The organism is Vibrio chanodichtyis, from assembly GCF_028863985.1.
Taxonomy (GTDB): domain Bacteria; phylum Pseudomonadota; class Gammaproteobacteria; order Enterobacterales; family Vibrionaceae; genus Vibrio; species Vibrio chanodichtyis.
The window spans coordinates 144,072-164,254 of the sequence record NZ_JARBFT010000003.1 but is presented as its reverse complement, the minus strand read 5'-3'; the positions used below and the strand labels follow the sequence as shown (position 1 = coordinate 164,254).

16 protein-coding genes are annotated in these 20,183 nt (G+C 48.5%); 7 read left to right on the top strand and 9 right to left on the bottom strand.

Annotated elements, in window-relative coordinates:
- Nucleotides 1-11: 11 nt before the first annotated feature.
- From PUN32_RS04385 to pabB, 8 genes are all read right to left on the bottom strand, one after another.
- Complete coding sequence (locus tag PUN32_RS04385) at nucleotides 12-1,202, bottom strand: amino acid aminotransferase (RefSeq protein ID WP_274721955.1); 1,191 nt, start codon at nucleotides 1,200-1,202, stop codon at nucleotides 12-14.
- Between the two features lie 233 nt (nucleotides 1,203-1,435).
- Nucleotides 1,436-2,836 carry an asparagine--tRNA ligase gene (asnS, locus tag PUN32_RS04380; protein WP_274721954.1) on the bottom strand — a complete coding sequence of 467 codons (1,401 nt, stop codon included), beginning with the start codon at nucleotides 2,834-2,836 and terminating at the stop codon, nucleotides 1,436-1,438.
- Nucleotides 2,837-3,081: 245 nt separating this feature from the next.
- Complete coding sequence (locus tag PUN32_RS04375) at nucleotides 3,082-5,040, bottom strand: MacB family efflux pump subunit (protein ID WP_274721953.1); 1,959 nt, start codon at nucleotides 5,038-5,040, stop codon at nucleotides 3,082-3,084.
- The gene (locus tag PUN32_RS04370) at nucleotides 5,040-6,227 is read right to left on the bottom strand and encodes an efflux RND transporter periplasmic adaptor subunit (RefSeq protein ID WP_274721952.1); all 1,188 of its coding nucleotides are present in this window, start codon (nucleotides 6,225-6,227) and stop codon (nucleotides 5,040-5,042) included. Before PUN32_RS04370 ends, PUN32_RS04375 begins: the two co-directional genes overlap by 1 nt.
- 318 nt (nucleotides 6,228-6,545) lie before the next feature.
- Nucleotides 6,546-7,907: an L-serine ammonia-lyase gene (locus tag PUN32_RS04365; RefSeq protein ID WP_166013088.1), complete on the bottom strand. Its 1,362-nt coding sequence runs from the start codon at nucleotides 7,905-7,907 to the stop codon at nucleotides 6,546-6,548.
- Nucleotides 7,908-7,997: 90 nt separating this feature from the next.
- Complete coding sequence (locus PUN32_RS04360) at nucleotides 7,998-9,251, bottom strand: aromatic amino acid transport family protein (RefSeq protein ID WP_274721951.1); 1,254 nt, start codon at nucleotides 9,249-9,251, stop codon at nucleotides 7,998-8,000.
- A 302-nt stretch (nucleotides 9,252-9,553) separates the two neighbouring features.
- Complete coding sequence (locus PUN32_RS04355; RefSeq protein WP_274721950.1) at nucleotides 9,554-10,162, bottom strand: CoA pyrophosphatase; 609 nt, start codon at nucleotides 10,160-10,162, stop codon at nucleotides 9,554-9,556.
- Between the two features lie 41 nt (nucleotides 10,163-10,203).
- A complete protein-coding gene (pabB, locus tag PUN32_RS04350) occupies nucleotides 10,204-11,580 on the bottom strand; it encodes an aminodeoxychorismate synthase component 1 (RefSeq protein ID WP_274721949.1) in 1,377 nt (458 codons plus the stop codon).
- 172 nt (nucleotides 11,581-11,752) lie between these two features.
- Here pabB and PUN32_RS04345 point away from each other — a divergent pair, with 172 nt between their 5' ends.
- The 7 genes from PUN32_RS04345 (at nucleotide 11,753) to PUN32_RS04315 (ending at nucleotide 18,996) form a co-directional block, all read left to right on the top strand.
- The gene (locus PUN32_RS04345) at nucleotides 11,753-13,270 is read left to right on the top strand and encodes a fumarate hydratase (RefSeq protein WP_274721948.1); all 1,518 of its coding nucleotides are present in this window, start codon (nucleotides 11,753-11,755) and stop codon (nucleotides 13,268-13,270) included.
- Nucleotides 13,271-13,468: 198 nt separating this feature from the next.
- Nucleotides 13,469-13,654: a hypothetical protein gene (locus tag PUN32_RS04340; RefSeq protein WP_166013083.1), complete on the top strand. Its 186-nt coding sequence runs from the start codon at nucleotides 13,469-13,471 to the stop codon at nucleotides 13,652-13,654.
- A 150-nt stretch (nucleotides 13,655-13,804) separates the two neighbouring features.
- Nucleotides 13,805-15,178 carry a YcjX family GTP-binding protein gene (locus tag PUN32_RS04335; RefSeq protein WP_274721947.1) on the top strand — a complete coding sequence of 458 codons (1,374 nt, stop codon included), beginning with the start codon at nucleotides 13,805-13,807 and terminating at the stop codon, nucleotides 15,176-15,178.
- Entirely contained in the window at nucleotides 15,175-16,191 is a 1,017-nt protein-coding gene (locus PUN32_RS04330; protein ID WP_274721946.1) for a YcjF family protein, read from the top strand. The genes PUN32_RS04335 and PUN32_RS04330 overlap by 4 nt, the downstream gene beginning before the upstream one ends.
- Before the next feature lie 111 nt (nucleotides 16,192-16,302).
- On the top strand, nucleotides 16,303-17,844 hold the full coding sequence (gene tyrR / locus PUN32_RS04325) for a transcriptional regulator TyrR (RefSeq protein WP_274721945.1): 1,542 nt from the start codon (nucleotides 16,303-16,305) through the stop codon (nucleotides 17,842-17,844).
- Complete coding sequence (rimJ, locus tag PUN32_RS04320) at nucleotides 17,844-18,452, top strand: ribosomal protein S5-alanine N-acetyltransferase (RefSeq protein ID WP_274721944.1); 609 nt, start codon at nucleotides 17,844-17,846, stop codon at nucleotides 18,450-18,452. The genes tyrR and rimJ overlap by 1 nt, the downstream gene beginning before the upstream one ends.
- 70 nt (nucleotides 18,453-18,522) lie before the next feature.
- Nucleotides 18,523-18,996 (top strand): DUF2947 domain-containing protein, encoded by a 474-nt coding sequence (locus tag PUN32_RS04315; RefSeq protein ID WP_274721943.1) that lies wholly within the window; start codon nucleotides 18,523-18,525, stop codon nucleotides 18,994-18,996.
- 69 nt (nucleotides 18,997-19,065) lie between these two features.
- Here PUN32_RS04315 and PUN32_RS04310 read toward each other — a convergent pair whose 3' ends face one another.
- Nucleotides 19,066-19,953: an EamA family transporter gene (locus PUN32_RS04310; RefSeq protein WP_274721942.1), complete on the bottom strand. Its 888-nt coding sequence runs from the start codon at nucleotides 19,951-19,953 to the stop codon at nucleotides 19,066-19,068.
- Nucleotides 19,954-20,183: the final 230 nt, after the last annotated feature.

The following is a 20,183-nucleotide window of genomic DNA, read 5'->3' as shown; positions in this document are numbered from 1 at the left end:
GGTATCACCGATTAAAATACGGCGGCAATCCCTTGGCAAAGTGGCAGCATATTCGATTTGGTCATACCTGCAACACTGATGCGTCCTGAGCCTACGATGTAAATCGCAAATTCTGCTTTGAGGCGTGCCACTTGTGCTTGGCTAAGGCCTGAAAAAGAGAACATGCCGTTTTGGCGCTCAATAAAGCTAAAATCCGCATCAACTCCGACTTGTTGCAACGTTTTCACAAACAGGGTGCGCATCTCTTGAATGCGTTCACGCATTTCTGTGACTTCCGCTTCCCATTCAGCACGCAGGGCAGGGTTGTTGAGAATATAAGTCACAACAGCAGCACCGTGAGCGGGTGGGTTAGAGTAAATAGAACGAATGATAGCTTTCACTTGAGAAAATGCTGTTTCTGCAATGGTTGCTGATGCAGCGACTAAGGTGAAAGCACCGACGCGTTCGTTGTACAGGCCAAAGTTTTTCGAGAAGGAGCTGGCAACGAGGATCTCATCATTGTATTTAGCAAAAGTGCGTAGGCCGATCGCATCATCTTCCACTCCGGTGGCGAATCCTTGATAAGCAAAATCAAATAGCGGCAGTAGGCCTTTATCTGCGATTAATTTTGCCAACACTTCCCACTCGTGTGCCGTAGGATCAATCCCCGTTGGGTTATGGCAGCAGCCATGTAGCAGTACCACATCACCTTTGTTGGCTTGCTCTAAATCGGCCAACATCGCGGCAAAACTTTTGTCTTTTGCTTCGGCATCATAATAAGCATATTGGGTGGTTTCCAAACCCGCGGCATTGAATACGCTATGGTGGTTAGCCCAGGTTGGATTGCTGATCCATACTTTTACATCGCCCAATTGGCGTTTAATAAACTCTCCGGCCACCCGCAGTGCACCAGTACCACCGGGTGCTTGCGCCGTTTTAGCCAGTTTTTGCGCGACGATGCTTGAATCTGCACCAAACAGCAGCTTTTGTACGGCCAAACCATACTCTGCCGTTCCTTCAATAGTTAGATAAGATTTGGTTTTTTCTGACGCTAGTAATGCCGCTTCTGCTTTCTTAACCGTAGCCAGTACCGGGGTTTCACCTGCTTCATTTTTATAGATACCGACACCGAGGTTAATTTTGTCGGTACGAGGATCTTTTTTGAATTCTTCAGTTAAACCAAGAATAGGGTCAGCCGGAGCGGCAATGACTTTTTCGAACATAATTTACATCCATGTCAAGTTGAGGTGGAAAGGGTGATGGAACTCATCAAATTTATTGTATTTATACCTTCCTCACATAGTGGTGACAACCGCATGGTAAAGAAAATAAGCAAATAATTTTGCTGGGCAGAGCAATGTCCGCGCTGTGGGAGAAATTCGATTCGGATAAGATCAAAAAAACCGTCTCGCAGGAGACGGTTTAACCATGTCATCAATTTATGGGTGCGCTGGGTTTAGAAGCTTGCGTTACGTGGAGTCCGTGGGAATGGGATCACATCACGTACGTTACCCATACCAGTTACGTAAGAGACCAGACGCTCGAAGCCGAGACCAAAACCTGCATGTGGTACGGTGCCGTAACGGCGCAGGTCGCGATACCAGTCCATATGCTCAGGATCGATACCAAACTCACGCATACGTGCATCGAGGATCTCCAAACGCTCTTCACGTTGTGAACCACCGATGATTTCACCGATACCTGGGGCCAATACATCCATCGCAGCGACTGTTTTACCATCTTCATTCATACGCATGTAGAAGGCTTTGATGTCTTTTGGATAGTTTTTGACGATCACTGGCGCTTTAAAGTGCTCTTCCGCCAAGAAACGCTCGTGCTCAGAAGCGAGGTCGATACCCCATTCCACTGGGAATTCAAACGTTTTGCCACAGTTTTTCAGGATTTCAATCGCATCGGTGTAATCGACTTGGGCGAAATCTGAGTCAACAAATTGCTCAAGACGCGCAATCACTTCATTGTTGATACGGTCGTTAAAGAACTCAAGATCATCACGACGCTCGGTGAGTACGGCTTTAAATACGTACTTGAGCATATCTTCAGCCAGTCTAGCGACCGTATTCAAATCAGCAAACGCGACTTCCGGCTCAACCATCCAGAACTCCGCCAAGTGACGGCTGGTGTTTGAGTTTTCAGCACGGAAGGTTGGGCCAAACGTGTATACCTTGCTGATCGCACAAGCGTAAGCTTCTGCGTTGAGCTGGCCTGATACGGTCAGGAAGGTTTCTTTACCAAAGAAATCTTGGTTGTAATCCACTTTGCCGGCATCAGTACGTGGCAGGTTTTCCATATCCAGCGTTGATACGCGGAACATTTCACCGGCACCTTCTGCATCAGAAGCGGTGATCAGTGGCGCAGAAACCCAGAAGTAGCCTTGCTCGTGGTAGAAACGGTGAATCGCTTGTGCCAAGCAGTTACGCACGCGCGCGACGGCACCGATCACGTTAGTGCGCGGACGCAGGTGCGCCACTTCACGCAGATATTCAATCGAGTGGCGAGTTTTCGCCATTGGATAAGTGTCGGCATCTTCCACCCAACCCACCACTGTAACCTTGGTGGCCGCCAGCTCAAAAGCTTGACCTGATGCGGGTGATGCGACGATTGTACCGCTTACTTCAACTGAACAGCCTGTGGTGAGCTTGAGAACTTCGTTGTCGTAATTATTCAGATTATTCGGAACCACGGCCTGAATCGGGTTGAAACAAGAGCCGTCATAGATGGCAAGAAACGAAATTCCAGCTTTGGAATCACGACGTGTGCGAACCCAGCCGCGAACAGTGACTTCACTGTCTACTGCGAGCTTGCCGCTTAGTACGTCATTTACAGGCGCGTAAGTCATGTTTATTACAGTCTCCGTTGAGATAAAGAACCACCCATTCGCTGTTGCGGCAATCATTGCGCAACAAACAGACTAAATATTGGGTGGTCGAGAGTTTTACAGATTCAACCGAACATATTACCTGTCAATTTGCTAGCTTCAACCTTTAATGTGGTTTGAATGCACAATTGTTGCCAATCTCATCGTCTTTGCGGATCAATTAGCTTTGGCGAAAGCTCGAATTAAACGGCTTATTGATCGCTAATCTACTCGCGTGCCAAGGCATCGATCGGGTTGAGTTGAGCGGCGTTGCGCGCGGGCATATAGCCAAACACCACGCCGATCAAGGTCGAGCATAAGAATGCAGAGACAATCGAGGCTCCAGAGTAGATCATGCTAAAATTGCTACCTAAACTGGCGAACAGTGTTCCGAGCAAATAAGCCAGCCCAATCCCTATGACGCCACCACACAAACAGACCAACACCGCTTCAATCAAAAATTGGCGTAAAATGTCATGTTGTCTGGCACCGACCGCCATGCGGATGCCAATTTCTCGTGTGCGCTCGGTGACCGAGACCAACATGATATTCATCACCCCAATGCCGCCGACAACCAACGAAATCAGTGCGATAGCTGAAATTAACAGCGTCATAGTGGCGGTGGTTTTTTGGATGTTTTGCTGAATGGTATCAGTATTGACGGTAAAGAAATCTTGCGTTCCGTGGCGCATCTTCAGCAGTGAGATAATTGCTTGCTCAGCGGCATTACTGGTGGTGTCATCATTGACGCGTACCGAAATGCGATCCAAATAATTTTTGCCCACCATGCGCGCGCTGACCGTGGTGTAGGGGAGCCAAATATTGAGCGAGTCACTATTACCAAATGCGCTCTCCTTAGCTTGGGTGACACCAATAATTCGGATCGGTAAGTTGCCAGCAAAAATCACTTGCCCGATCGGGTTTTGATTGGCAAACAGCACATTACGCGTGTTGTGATCAATCACCGCTTCCTGAGCTAAGCTATCAACACTGGTTTGATCCCAATATTGCCCCTCGGCCAATTGATAGCCGCGAACTCGGAAAAAATCTGCTCCCACGCCTTGAACGGAGGCGGTCACGGCTTGATTGGTGTATTTGATGGTGACTGAATTGGCTAGCGTAGGGGTCACGCTATCCACAAAGGATAAATTGGCGATCGCTTGCGCGTCCGCTGCGGTTAAAGTGCGCACCCGTGCCGAGCGCCGGTCGCCAAAACCACTGCCGGGCATCACATCAATGGTGTTGGTACCCATCGAGGCGATGCTATCGAGAATGGATTTTTGTGAACCGTTGCCCAGTGCGACCACTGAAACGACCGAGGCAATACCAATAATAATCCCTAGCATGGTGAGAAAGGTGCGTAACCGATGATTAGACATGGCCAGCAGCGCCATTTTTAGCGCTTCGGTTAACTCAGCCAATAACTTGCGACCTGCGCCAACAGTACTGGATCGCGAGCGGGTTTCGAGCGTTTCTGGTTTATTGGCTAATTGAGATGGGTGATGAGTGGTGTCGCTCAAGATTTGACCATCTTTGATTTCAATGATCCGATCCGCGTATTGAGCAATCTCCATATCATGGGTCACGATAATGATGGTATGGCCTAACTGATGCAGCTCTTGCAGTAACGCCATCATTTCTGAGCTACTTTTGCTGTCTAATGCGCCGGTGGGTTCATCGGCTAGGATCACATCGCCACCATTAATCAAAGCGCGTGCCACTGACACACGCTGCTGCTGACCACCGCTTAACTGATTCGGTTTATGCTCCAAACGATCGGCTAAGCCTAAGCGGCTGAGTAGGGTAGTGGCGCGCTGCTGACGGGATGATTTATCCAGTCCGGCATAAATCGCCGGAATTTCTACATTGCCCAGCGCGGTTAAATCCCCCAATAAGTGATAGCGTTGGAAGATAAACCCAAAATATTCACGGCGTAGTTGAGCCAACTGATCGGAATTGAGCTGTGCGGTATTGTGGCCATTAACCCAGTATTCGCCGTTGCTCGGTTGATCGAGACAGCCAAGAATATTCATTAAGGTGGATTTACCAGAGCCGGAGGCTCCGACAATCGCCACCATCTCACCGCGTTGAATGGTTAAATTGACATTATTGAGCACGCAGAGCGTCTCTTCTCCGGTGGTGAAGAGGCGGTTAACACCGCGCAAATCGAGTAAGGCTTGTGACATTAGAAACGCATCCCCGCAGGTCCCATTCGAGGGCTCGCTGACCCTGAGTTTTGGCGTGGAATACCAAGAATAATTTGATCGCCTTCTTGTAATCCCGAGGTGATTTCAGCCTGTACTTTATTATTAATTCCCACAGTCACATCACGCATCACTTGCTTACCATCGCTTAACACCGGAACTTGATAACGAGCTGCTCTACCTGGTTGGCGGATTAATACTTGAGCTGGAACGAGTAGAACATTTTCGGCTTTATTTAATACGACGGAGACTTGAGCGGTCATGCCAATGCGTAAGGTACGATCTGGATTGTCGACGTCAAATAAGCCGTGGTAATAAATCGCTTGATCATTACTGACCGCAAGATCTTTATCATTACCATCCATCAAGGTTGGGCCTGGCTCAATCGCGCGCAACGTGCTGTGATAACGTTTATTGGCGTTACCCAGAATAGTGAAATAGACCGGAAGTCCGGGTTGGACATGAATAATATCCGCCTCAGAAATTTGCGCTTTGATGGTCATTTTTTCGAGTTGAGCCAGCTCAATAATGGTCGGAGTGGTTTGATTGGCGTTAACGGTTTGCCCTTCTTCCACCGCGGTATAAACGACGGTGCCGTCTAATGGTGCTTGAATGGTGGTGTAGCCTAAATCGAGCATAGCGCTATCAACGGCGATCTTGGCTTGCTCTAATTCTGCGTTGAGTTGTTCTAATTCCGCGAGGTAAACGGCCAGCGTCGTTTCTGCCGCCTCATAATCCGCTTTGGAGCTGGCATTGGCCGATAACATACCTTTTTGGCGGGTAAATTCGGATTGTGCTTGCTTGAGCAGCGCTTGTTTGGCACGAATTTGCGCATTTAGGCTATTGAGTGAAGCATTGGCTTTTTTGAGATTGTTTTGCTGAGTGAGGCTATCGATTTGTGCCACGACATCACCTTGCTTGATCTCATCGCCGAGTGCTACGGCCAGCGTTTCAATCTGGCCTGAGACTTGTGCACCGATGGCGACCAGTTTAGAGGCTTGTACCATACCTGTCGCGAGTACACTGTATTCAATATTGCCGCGCTGTACCGCTTGAGTCGCAAAACTTGGTGGCGTTGTACGCGGATAAAAAAAGTAGCCTACGCTCGCGATGACACTCGCGAGTACGATGAATCCGATCAGTTTTGGTTTGAGTTTATGTTGAGACATGATGCCGCACACCGCCGATAATAAGCGTTAAAAAAGATGCGGTTATTTATCAATATCTACTGCGCTTAAACAAGATAGGTGCGCGTAAAACTAGGTAAAGATACGTAAAGCGAAACGAGCCGCAATAAAAAACCCAATGCAAGTGCATCGGGTTTTGGTCAAAATTAGCGATTAAAGTGCGATCCCCTTGCGACTTGAAGCAGCAGCGGTGTTGGCTAGGTTGCTTCACCCCAATCACATCGTTTGCCTATGCTGATGGGGCTCACTCACTTGCCACCTACCTGCAACGCCAAGTGGTTTGGGTATCTCTAGCGAGGATTAGCAGATCACTTTGATCGCCAAACCACCTTGCGAGGTTTCACGGTATTTGGCGTTCATGTCTTTGCCAGTTTCAAGCATGGTTTCAATCACTTTATCCAGGGACACGCGCGGCGCAGAAGAGCGACGCAGCGCCATGCGAGTTGCGTTGATGGCTTTGACCGCCGCAATCCCGTTACGCTCGATACAGGGAACTTGGACTTGTCCAGCGACCGGATCACAAGTCAAACCTAGGTTATGCTCCATGGCAATTTCGGCAGCCATACACACTTGTTCAGGGCTGGCACCTAATAGTTCGGCAAGACCCGCCGCCGCCATTGAGCAAGCGACGCCGACTTCACCTTGGCAGCCGACTTCCGCACCAGAGATCGAAGCATTACGCTTATACAAACCGCCAACGGCACCAGAGGCGGCAAAGTAACGGATGTAATCTTTCTCGGTCACGGTTTGGATAAATTTGTCGTAGTAAGCCAGCACCGCAGGAATAATGCCACAGGCACCGTTGGTTGGTGCGGTAACCACTCGGCCACCCGCGGCGTTTTCTTCGTTAACCGCAAACGCGTACATGTTCACCCAGTCCACGACGGCCATTGGATCGTTGGTGGTTTTTTCTGAGGTCAGTAGTTGTTGGCGTAGTGCGGCGGCACGGCGAGGTACCCGCAAAGGTCCAGGTAAAATACCTTCGGTATTCATCCCGCGCTCCATACACTCACGCATGGTGCGCCAGATGTTAGCGAAATAGGTCCGCACTTCTTCGTCGGAATGCATGGCTTTTTCATTGGCCATCACCAGCGTGCTGATCGAAAGACCATGTTGTTGACACTGGTTAAGTAGTTCTTCGGCTGAGCGGAACGCATAGGGTACTTGGATCAGCGATTCGCTCTCTTTACCAAAGTGTTCTTCATCAACAATAAAACCACCACCAATCGAGTAGTAAGTTTTGCTGAAGATGTTTTCATCGTTAATCCAAGCGTGGATCTGCATCCCATTTTCATGCAATGGCAGATTGGTGCGGTGGAAATTCATCCCACCTTCACGAGGAAACGAAACGGTATGACAGTGCATACCAACAGGAAGACGTTCAGTTTCTGTAACCCGAGCGATAAAGCTTGGGATCGCATCGATATCCACTTTTTCTGGCGTGTTGCCTGCCAGACCCATGATGATAGCGATATCGGTATGGTGACCTTTCCCTGTCAGTGATAGCGATCCATAAACGTCCACGGTGATTTTAGTCACGTCGCGCAATTTTCCCATTGAGCGAAGTTCGTCAATAAACTCTTTACCCGCTTTCATCGGCCCAACTGTGTGTGAACTGGAAGGGCCAACACCGATTTTATAGATATCAAATACACTAATCATTTGATTGCCTCAAAACGAAGCCCCCCCGAGATCAGGGAGGCTTTTGGTATAGTTATTTTTGTGTTTTAAGCTCAGCCGTAGCGGTTGAGATTAAAGAGCGCCGTAGACTACCGAACTAATCGCAGCCAAGCCACAAATAACGGTAAAAATCTGCACGGGTGCGGAAGTCTTGAACTTCGCCATCGCCGGCACTTTGTGCATCGCAAACACAGGCAGTAAGAACAGGATTGCTGCAATCATTGGCGCACCCATGGTTTCGATCATGCCTAAGATGCTTGGGTTAATTATAGCCACCATCCAAGTAGTGATCACGATGAAACCCAGTGATAGTTTTTCAATCTTGTTGATTGGCATATTGCTGCGTGATTTTACCAAACCGACCAAACCTTCATGCGCACCAAGGAAGTGACCAAAGTAGCTTGAAGTGATCGCCGCAAATGCCACGATAGGGCCTAAGTAAGAGATGATTGGTGAGGCGTGAGCGTTAGCAAGGTAAGACAACACCGAAATGTTTTGCTCTTTAGCCATTGCCAGTTGCTCTGGAGAGAGTGACAGTACGACTGAGAATACAAACAACATCACAAAACCCATCAGCATCATGGCGGCACCGCCAGTGATCATGTCGGTTTTTTTCACTGCATTATCACCAAACTGTTGGCGCTGCTCTTTAGAGAACTGAGAAATGATAGGGCTGTGGTTGAAGGAGAACACGATGATTGGGATCGCAAGCCATACGATAGCCGGCATTGCTGACCAGTCAGGCGCGACTTCGATCATCGACATATTCCAATCTGGGATCAGATAGAAAGAGAGTGCTAACAAAATGAATACCAATGGATAAACCATGGCAGAAGTGGCTTTCAGCATCAACTCTTTACCAAATACCACTCCAGCCGTCATCGCCACAATCAGTGAGCCTGATAACAACCAACGCGGGATCGATTCCATACCGATTTGGTTAACCAGAAATGAATCAACGGTATTGGTGATACCTACACCGTAAATCAATACGATAGGGTAGATAGCAAAAAAGTAAGCGAAAGTGATCAGGTTCGCGCCCGCTTTACCAAAGTGCTCTTCGACCGTGTCAGTAATGTCAGCCTCTGGATTTTTGGCGGAGAGTACAAAACAAGCTAAAGACTTATGCGCAAACCAAGTCATTGGCGCAGCAATTAATGCCAGGATAACTAATGGCCAGAAACCACCCGCACCGGCTTTGATCGGTAGAAATAGCACACCGGCACCAACCGCAGTACCAAATAGGGACAGTGCCCAGGTGAAATCTTTGTAGGTCCACTTACTAGCAGAACGTGCTGTAGAAGTAGCCACTGTTGCAGTATTCATATGTTTTTACTCATTTGGGGAACAGGAAATAAGTTGGAGCGCATTTTGCACATTTTTCACATCAGAAAATCAGATCTAAATCATGAATAATTACAGTTATTAAAACTTAATGCAAAAATCTATTTTTGATCACGAAATTGGCGTGCCACAGGTGAAATATGTTAATCCGATGGATTAGTTTTATTTATCTTACCAATGGGGATTCTCACTGGGCGGCTTGGCAAACGATTGCTTGTGGGTTGGGTTAGATTTTCTAATCTTATTCTAAGTGCGGTGATTGTGTTTAAAGTGATGACCTTGATTCACTGATGATGATAAATAATTTGTTTTTGTAGGGATTGGATGATTTGTGCGGTCATACCCCATATAAAATGCTGTTTATAGGGGAGAGCAAACACCCGATGGTGGTGATTTTTTAGTGCAAACCGATCGCTATACAGATTTTGCGGATCCAGTAAAAAATCGAGCGGCACTTCAAACACTTCATCGACTTCGTTGTGATCCCGTTGGACGGAATAGTCAGCGTCAATCCATGCCAATATCGGCGTGACCGCAAAGTGGCTCACAGTCACTAAGCTGGGTAACTGACCCAAGATATGGATTTTGTGTGGCGGAAGGCCAATTTCTTCATAAGCTTCGCGCTGCGCGGTGTGTTGTAACGAGAGATCGCTCGGTTCATATTTGCCGCCCGGGAAACTGATCTGCCCAGGATGATGTTTTAAATGTGCCGCGCGTTGGGTAAAAATCACTTGCAAGCCGTGTGGCCGCTCTACCACACCAATTAATACCGCTGCTTGACGCAGTGAGTCGGGCATCAAATGCGCGACTCTTAATAAGCTCTGTGGATGATAAGGCACAGGCAAATTCATCTGAAATTGTTGGATAAATTGATGGCGGCTAATGGTATGCAATCTAGACCTCTGATTGTCTTTTGGGATTAAAATACGCTTGATTAACCCGCTAACGTTGGCAAAATTCGACTCAGTTTATCCAGCGTTTCCTGGTATTCCGCTTCCGCTTGACTATCGGCCACTAAACCACCGCCAGCCCAAGCATACAACTGCTGCTGATACGCGACTAAGGTGCGGATAGTAATACTGGTATCCATGCTGCCGTGCCGACTTAAATAGCCAATCGAACCACAATAAGCGCTGCGGCGCTGCGGCTCTAACTCTTCAATGATTTGCATCGCTCGCACTTTGGGTGCACCAGTAATCGACCCCCCCGGAAAGCAAGCTCGCAGTAAATCGGCGGCTTGATAAGGCGTATCCAGCGTAGCACGAATCGTACTGACCAAATGGTGCACCGCAGGGAAGCTTTCGATAGCAAATAGCTTTGGTACTTGCACGCTACCCGGTGTCGCCACTCGGCCAATATCATTGCGCAGTAGATCGACAATCATCAGATTTTCGGCTTGATCTTTTTCGGCACTGGCGAGGTCTTGGATTAATGCGGCATCTTGGAGTGGATCATTATTACGCGGGCGAGTGCCTTTGATCGGTTTCGTCTCAATCACCCGATCGACCAGTTGCAAAAAACGTTCAGGCGAAACACTTAAAATTGCCCCTTGAGGGAGGCGTAAAAAGGCCGAGTAGGGAGCTTGATTGCCCGCTTCCAACTTCAAGTACGCTTGCCATTCACTGCCGGTGTAACTGGCTTGAAAGCGTTGCGCAAGGTTGATTTGATAACAGTCTCCAGAGCGTAAATAGTGCTGCACTTGGTCAAATTTTGCTTGGTAGGCGGCGTAACTCATATTGGCTTGCCATGGCGAGGTGAGGGCAAAATCGCTGGCGATGGTGTGATGATTGTCGCGCTGCTGGTTTAGCCAAGCCCAAGCGGATCCCACATGCTCACCAACTAGTTGTGCGCTTTGTTGCTGATGGTCGACCACTAGCGCCCAAGAGTATATGCCTACCGCCATTTCCGGCAGGGCAATATCTTGCTCCGCTAAGCTCGGAAGAGTTTCGACTCGTCGCCCCAAATCATAAGCAAAATAACCGAGCGCACCACCAATAAACGGCAGTGGAGTGGAATGGTTGAGGTTGGGTAAATATTGCTGCTGTACCTGCGCCAGTAATGCAAAAGGATCGTCTGGTGACAATGTCACCCCAGTTGGGGTGTTGATGTGCGTGTGTTCGCCAAAAGTGACTAATGTCGCGATAGGATTCGCAACCAGAATATCAAAACGACTATCCGCATGAGTCGTGGATGCTGAGCGTAGCAGCATTGCCCAAGGTTGCTGTTCAATCGCTGAAAAAAATTGTTTAGCAATATCAGGTTGATAAGTTAATTTTTTGTGTTCAATTGGCAAGGTTTGCTTGATCTTCATTTGCGTAATTTGTGACAGAGAGACGATTGATGGCGTAGCATCGTTGGAAAAGCAAGAGTATCATAAAATTCTCATACAAAGCTGCTACTTAGCGAGTTGTCGTCTGCTTTTGTTTTGCTACGGTACTCGGCTTGGTGGCAGTACATGGAAGAAGACAATAATGAGGCAAGCAATGACGGTAATACGCAAGCAAGATGTGATCAGCAGTGTTGCTGATGCGCTGCAGTACATCTCCTACTATCACCCATTAGATTTTGTACAAGCCCTAGAAAAAGCCTACCAACGTGAACAAAGCCAAGCGGCGAAAGATTCGATCGCTCAAATTTTAATTAACTCGCGCATGTCTGCAGAAGGGCATCGACCGATTTGCCAAGATACCGGGATCGTCACTTGTTTTGTGAATATTGGTATGCAGGTGCAGTGGGATTCGACCGATATGACGGTGCAGCAAATGATTGATGAAGGGGTGCACCAAGCCTACACCAATCCAGATAATCCGCTGCGTGCTTCGGTATTGATGGATCCCGCTGGTAAACGAATTAACACCAAAGACAATACTCCTGCGGTAGTACACATTACTATGGTGCCTGGTGATAAAGTCGAGATCCAAATTGCCGCTAAAGGGGGCGGTAGTGAAAATAAAACCAAGATGGTGATGCTCAATCCATCGGATGATATTGCCGAATGGGTAGAAAAAACCGTGCCGTTGATGGGCGCGGGCTGGTGTCCTCCGGGTATGCTTGGAATTGGGATTGGTGGCACCGCTGAGAAAGCTGCGGTACTGGCTAAGCAAGCATTAATGGAAGATATCGATATTGATGAGCTGATTGAACGTGGCCCACAAAATTCTGAAGAAGCGCTGCGATTGGATATTTTCAATCGAGTCAATAAACTGGGGATTGGCGCGCAAGGCTTAGGTGGGTTAACCACAGTCGTGGATGTCAAAATCAAATCCGCGCCTACCCATGCGGCGTCTAAACCGGTATGCATGATCCCCAACTGTGCGGCTACCCGTCATGTGCATTTCACTTTAGATGGCAGCGGCCCAGCTGAGCTTACTCCGCCAAAATTGGAAGATTGGCCACAAATCACTTGGCAAGCCGGGGCCAATACGCGCCGGGTCAACCTTGACACCATTACGCGTGAAGAGATCCAAACATGGAAAACCGGTGAAACCGTATTGCTGTCTGGTAAGATTTTAACTGGGCGTGATGCGGCGCATAAACGCATTCAAACCATGTTGCAACAAGGGGAAAAATTGCCGGAAGGGGTCGATCTGAAAGGTAAGTTTATCTACTACGTTGGCCCTGTCGATGCGGTACGTGATGAAGTGGTTGGCCCAGCAGGCCCGACTACCTCAACCCGGATGGATAAATTCACCGATATGATGCTCGAAGAAGTGGGCGTAATGGGCATGATTGGTAAAGCGGAACGTGGCCCTGCTACCGTTGAATCGATTAAAAAGCACAAAGCGGTTTATTTAATGGCGGTCGGTGGTGCGGCTTATTTAGTCGCGAAAGCGATTAAGAAAGCGCGCGTGGTGGCGTTTGAAGATCTCGGTATGGAAGCGATCTACGAATTTGAGGTGGAGGATATGCCAGTCACTGTCGCCGTCGATTCGCGTGGCGCTAATGCACATCAAATTGGCCCTGATACTTGGCGAGTCAAAATCGCGCAAGCGGCCCACTAACGGAAGATTGACACCTAAACTGTTGGCAAACCATCACTCAGGTGCAACATTGGTTGCACCTTTTTACTATGATTTTCTTCTTGGTATTTTCTGCTTGGCATTCTGTTGCTAATTGAAACGACGGCGGTGTTGTCGACCTACAATACCAACGGGTTTCGGTATACAATCAACTTATTCTTGATCCCTAAGGAGTTATAAATGCCTCGTTTTATCCAGATCCTACAAATCATTATTGCGCTGGTAATTGTCTTTTTTGTTGGTACTGATCTTATTTTTAACGGTATCAGCATTTTCAATGACAAATACGTCACCATTACTTGTGGCTTATTTGTGTTGCTCGAAATTGCCCTATTTGCGATCTATAAACTGATTGAACAAGACTAATCTCGATGGTTCGTCTCTGGCCCACTTTAGTCGCGCCGAATCCGTGTAGATACGATCAGAAAGAGCAACCTTAGCCCACCACTTATCTTTGAGCCAGCTTGATCAGTACGGTATTGATTGAGCTGGTTCAAGCCTCATTTGGAGTTAGCCATGCAGCGAGTTCGTCAAGAGGTGAGCGATTTTATTCATCGTGGCCTCGATTCTCATGTCCGTCTGGCCGTAACCGGGCTTTCCCGTGCGGGTAAAACCGCGTTTATTACATCGTTAGTCAATCAATTGCTGCATACGGCAACTCATCACAATTTGCCTTTGTTATCAGCCACTCGCGAACGACGAGTGATTGGTGCGAAGCGTGTGCCGCAAAGCAACATGATGGTCCCGCGTTTTGCGTATGATGAAGCTATGGCGCAACTGCAAGCGAATCCGGCACTGTGGCCAGAGCCTACGCGAGATGTGAGTGAAATTCGCTTAGCGATTAAGTACCAGCCTAAAAAGCGCAGCAAAAAACTCTTCACCCGCACCAGCACGCTGTATCTGGATATTATTGATTATCCAGGGGAGTGGTTACTGGATTTACCGCTACTGGATATGGACTATGCCACTTGGTCGGCGCAGCAGTTCAATGCGCTGCACGGTTTACGTAAGCAGCTCGCTGCGCCATGGTGTCAAGCGGTTGAACAACTCGATGTTAGTCAAGAGGCCAATGAGCAAACCTTAGCGGATATTGCCGCGCTGTATACCGATTACCTGCATCAATGCAAAGCCAGTGGCTTGCATTGGGTACAACCAGGGCGATTCGTGCTCCCGGGCGAGCTTGCGGGCGCGCCTGTGCTACAGTTTTTTCCGTGTCTTAATGCTCCACAGCCGGCGAGCAAACAGAGTTACTATGCGCTATTGCAAGCGCGTTATCAGCAGTATCAGCATAAAGTGGTGAAAGCTTTTTATAAGCACTATTTTGCAACGTTTGATCGACAAATTGTCTTAGTAGATTGTCTTTCGCCCCTCAATGCAGGGCATGAGTCATTTTTAGATATGCGCCGCGCACTTGAGCAAATCATGCAAAGTTTTCGTTATGGACGTAGTGGCGTCTTGCGCCGCTTATTCGCGCCGAAAATTGATAAAATACTGTTTGCTGCCACTAAAGCTGACCATGTAACGCCTGAGCAACATGTCAATTTAGTCGCATTACTGCAGCAGATGATCCATCCGGCATGGCAAAACACCGCTTATGAAAATATTGAGATGAACTGCATCAGTATGGCAGCGGTACGTGCCACTGAGGCGGGTTACATTATGCAAGGCGATCGCAAAATGGCGGCGATCCAAGGCGTCAGCCTTGAGGGACAACCGCTCACTTTATTTCCCGGTGAGGTGCCGAGCAAACTGCCTGCACCTGAGTACTGGCAGCAGCCCGCCTTTGATTTCTGCGCCTTTCGGCCACTCACCATCGCCAGTGATGAACCATGTCCACACATCCGGATCGATAAAGCGCTGGATATTTTGATTGGAGATAAACTGCGATGAGCGATCTCAAAACCAAACAGATTTTTAGTCAGCCGCTGCAAGACAGTGTTGAAATTCCGACTTTCACTGCTCAACAACAATTCGATGCCCAACAAAAGTTTGTGCCTATGCCGGTTGCAGAACCGGGCGAAGAGTTCGCCGCACAAATCGAAACGATTATTCGCCCGCGCAAAGGCCGCAAATGGCTGGCGGGTGGCCTATTGGGGGCATTCAGTGGGTTGGTGGCATGGCAGGCGATCGACACATTATTGCACGCCATAAATAGTGGCGATTGGCTCAGTTTAGGTTGGACTAGTCTGGTGAGCGTGTTAGCGGCATGTGGTATTGGCGCGATCGGCAAAGAGCTGTGGAAGCTGCGCCGTTTAGCACAACATTTCAGTGTCCAGCAGCAAGCAGAAGCTTTGATTAAGCAAGATGGGGTGGGGCAAGGGCAAGCATTCTGCCAACAGCTTGCCAAACAGGGGGTTGTAAATCAGTCCGGTTATCTGGCTTGGCAAAACTCGCTCCACAGTAGCCACAGTGATGCAGAGATCATCGATTTATATGATGCTTTGGTGGTGGCAGAGCAAGATCAACAGGCCAGTCAAATTGTTACTCGTTATGCCACAGAAGCGGCAGCATTAGTGGCGATTAGCCCGTTGGCGATCGCGGATATGCTGTTAGTGGCTTGGCGTAATTTTTCAATGATTGATCAACTCGCGCACATCTATGGGGTAGAGCTGGGTTATTGGTCGCGGATCAAACTGTTTAAAGCGGTGTTGCTCAACATGGCCTTAGCCGGGGCGAGTGAGCTGGCGGTTGAAGCCAGTATTGAGCTGTTTTCAATGGATGTGGCGAAACGGGTTTCTGTGCGCGCTGGACAAGGGGTTGGGGTGGGTATTTTGACCGCGCGTTTGGGGATTAAAGCAGTGGGTTTGCTGCGTCCACTGCCTTGGCATGCAGAACGACAGCTTAAATTGAGCGCGGTGCGCAAACAAGTGATCAGTAAAGTCGCCGCATTGATCACTAAATAGACCGCGCGTGTTGAATCTACACTCAGTTGGCCGGGATTGCTTGACGCCTCAGCAGCCTTAGGCGACACTACTGTCAACTTTTCGTGACACTTCAAACAGGATCCTAGCACCGTGCGCCTTGAAGTCCTATGTGAAGACCGCCTTGGTCTAACCCGCGAGTTATTAGATATTTTGGCCTCTAAGAGTATCGATCTCCGCGGAATTGAAATTGATGTGATCGGGATTATTTACCTCAATTGTCCTGACCTTGATTTTGAAAGCTTTAGCGAACTAATGGCTGAAATTCGCCGTATTCCGGGAGTGAAAGATGTCCGGAAAATTCAGTTTATGCCGATTGAACGGCACAATACGGAGTTGATCTCACTGCTCAACAACCTGCCCGATGCTGTGTTGGCGATCAATCTGAAAGGGGCGGTGGATATGGCCAACCATGCTGCTGCCGAACTCTTTAATCGTGAAGAGGCCAGTATGATTGGCTTGCACATTTCAGCATTGACACCCGTATTCAACTTTGCGCGCTGGTTTGAAGGCAGTAAGGCTCGCCTGCGTGAAGAGGTGGTGATCGAGGGGCTCGACTACATCATGGAGATCATGCCAGTCTACATTTGTGGCGACTCCAAACAATCCACTTTAGCCAGTGCGATGATGATATTACGCTCTGCCACGGCTGGCTTGCCTACTACGAGCACTCTTTCGCTGCAAAATCACTTAGGCTTTGAGCATTTTGTCGGTGTTTCCAATCGACATAAAAGTTTGATCAGTCAAGCCAAGAAATTGGCGATGCTCGATGAGCCGCTGCTGATTGAGGGCGAAACCGGCACTGGCAAAGAGATGCTGGCGAAAGCGTGCCATAACCGCTCGGCTCGTGCTAATGCGCCGTTTTTGGTATTGAGCTGTGCCTCAATGCCCGATGATGTGGCGGAAACCGAACTGTTTGGCCATGCACCGGGATCGTTTAATCATCAGCAAGGCCATAAAGGCATCTTTGAACAAGCCAATGGTGGCACAGTATTTCTCGATGAAATCGGCGAAATGAGCCCACATTTACAAATTAAGCTCCTGCGCTTTTTGCAAGATGGAACCTTCCGCCGAGTCGGTGAAGAGCACGAAATGCATGTCGATGTACGAGTGATCGCTGCCACACGTTATCATTTAGCGGATTTAGCCGAATCTGGCCATTTCCGCGCCGATTTGTTTTATCGGCTCAATGTCTTGACGCTACGCATTCCTGCGCTGCGTGAACGGCCCAGTGATGTACAGTCGCTGCTGGAGCTCTTTATCACTAAGCATTGTGCGAAACTTGGCATGCTGAAGCCGAAATTGAGTGCTGATCTGTTGGATAAACTGAGCCAATATCCATGGCCGGGCAATATGCGCCAATTGGATAATATGGTGCTGCGCGCCTTAACCGAAATTGACGGTGAGGAGCTCGGTATTGAGCCGTTCCATTTGCCGCAAATCGATACGGTAAGCGCCGCGTCTAGTCTTAACCTTGATGGCTCGCTCGATGACATCATGAAGGAATACGAATCTCAGGTGTTGGATCGTCTGTTCCAAGCTTTCCCTTCTAGCCGTAAATTGGCCAAACGACTCAACGTATCGCATACTTCGATTGCCAATAAATTGAGAGATTATGGGATCAGGAAGCGCTGATGAACCACACCAGTACTCGCGATCAAACCGATGCTAGCGGCTATCAGCTAGATGCGGATTTTTACCAAACCGATGGCGAAATCGTTGTGCGCTGCGCGCAGATTGCCGATGCGAGACGAGTATGCGACTATTTTGTGGCTAATCGCCTGCACTTAATGGAGTGGGAGCCACAGCGTGACCCTGAATTTTTTACGGTTGCCGGTTGGCTACAGCGTCTGCTGAAACTGCATGAATTGCATAAAATGAAACTGGCTTACTATCTGCTGATTTTTGATGCCAAGCGTGATGTGATGCTAGGCACTATCTCATTTAATAACCTGATCCGCTTTCCATTCCACGCCTGCCATGTGGGTTACTCACTAGCGCATGATGCGCAAGGTAGAGGCATTATGACGCGTGCATTAAGCATGGCTTGCCAAGCGATGTTTGAACAACATAATTTACACCGCATAATGGCCGCGTATATGCCACACAATCAGCGCAGTGAACAGGTGTTACAACGAGTGGGTTTTATGCCAGAAGGGCATGCCAAAGATTACTTACTGATTAATGGCCAGTGGCAAGATCATAATCTGATGGCGCTGATCAATCCCAATTGGCAAGCATAACCGGCTTATCTTTCTCACCAATTACTGACCAGTAAGCCAGCGTGGCTTGCTGAACATTTAAGGAAACTCAATGTCTTATTTGCCTTTGGAACAGTACCAAAGAAAATGGATTTTTACTCATGCCTCGATGCCGCTGCCTGCGGAAGATCTGGCGCAGCTCAAGCCGATGGAGCCACTGCGTGCCGCGCAGTTTTGGAAAGAAAACATCAGTGAGATGAGTCCAGATGCAGAGCGTTTTAGTTCACAAGATTGGCCGCGCAAAGCGGGCAGTTGGAGTGGTGAAACCCGTTGGATGGCGGAGTGGGAAAGTGATGAGCCACAGTTACCACAGGCGCTCGCAGAACATCTCGTTTGGCAAGATGATGTCACGGTGTATTTTTGCTATGAAAAATACAATGTCATCGAGACCAAATGGTCGGTATTTAAACGCCATTGGAAAAACTTTTTATTTTATGATGATGGTCCACTGTTGCTTGGTCGTCGCCGTAAAGAAGTTCTGTGGTTTAGCAGTGAAGGGAAAGTGAAATTCGGACTGCGTCCATAAAAAAATCCGGCTTAGGCCGGATTTTTCGTTGTAAAAACGTATCGGTAATCTGTGTACCATCAGCTCGTGTTAGTGCTGATTGAGGTTGGCTACCGCCTTTGCGTTAGTAGCTGCCGAAAGCGTCGAGCCCATCGACGCGGTGATGATCATAAAAATCGCCAACCACTGACTCCATTGCAAGCTTTCACCTAAAATGGCCAGCCCTGCGACCGCGGCAATCGCTGGCTCTAAGCTCATTAACACGCTGAAGTGCTGAGTTGACAGGCGGCTTAGTGCGATCATTTCTAAACTGTAGGGTACTGCGCTCGACATTACGGCAACCAGCAGTGCCATCGGTAGAATTGACCAGTTAAAAATCGATGCCGTGGCGAGCTGGGTGGCAATCGGCAGATAGATCACTGCCGCCACGAGCATGCCAATCGCAACAGTTACTCCACCGGAAGCGACGCTACCGGCACGTTGCCCAAACCAAATATAACCTGCCCAGCAAGTTCCTGCGGTCAATGCCAGCAGTACGCCAATCGGATCTAATGCATCAACCCCATTCATATCTGGCAATAAACAGACAATCCCGAGAATGGCACAGGCGACCCAAATCAGATCTTTTTTGCGTTTTGAAGAGAGCAGGGCGAGCAGTAATGGGCCGGAAAACTCTAAAGCGACCCCAATCCCGAGTGGAATACGCTCAATCGCGAAATAAAAGCTCAGTTGCATCCCACCTAAACTGGCACCGTAAATCAGCATTGATCGCCATTGTGGCAAGCTTAAGCGTGCGCGCCAAGGGCGGAAAATCAGCAGTAAAATTAAAGCGGATAAACTAATCCGTAGCGCCACTGTACCCCCCGGGCCGACCAGTGGAAATAACTGTTTGGCAATCGAGGCGCCAGATTGAATGGTGATCATGGCGGCAAACAAACTCAGCATCGCGATCAACAGTGGGGATTTTATCGTTGGCATAAATAGTGAAAAACTCAGCAGAAAGTGCGCGCTGATTATGCCGTAAAAAAGGGATGGGAGATAGCCACTCACAAGCGTTGTATGCCGATTGCTGCTCACGAGCTGAAATGGCCGCTCTTTAATACAGGACGATTTTGTTAACTGAAGCTCACTTTTAGGTATTGCTTAGCTTAGAAACTTTAATCATTGATCTAACACCAAACATTTCTTTTTCACCTATCAATAATGAC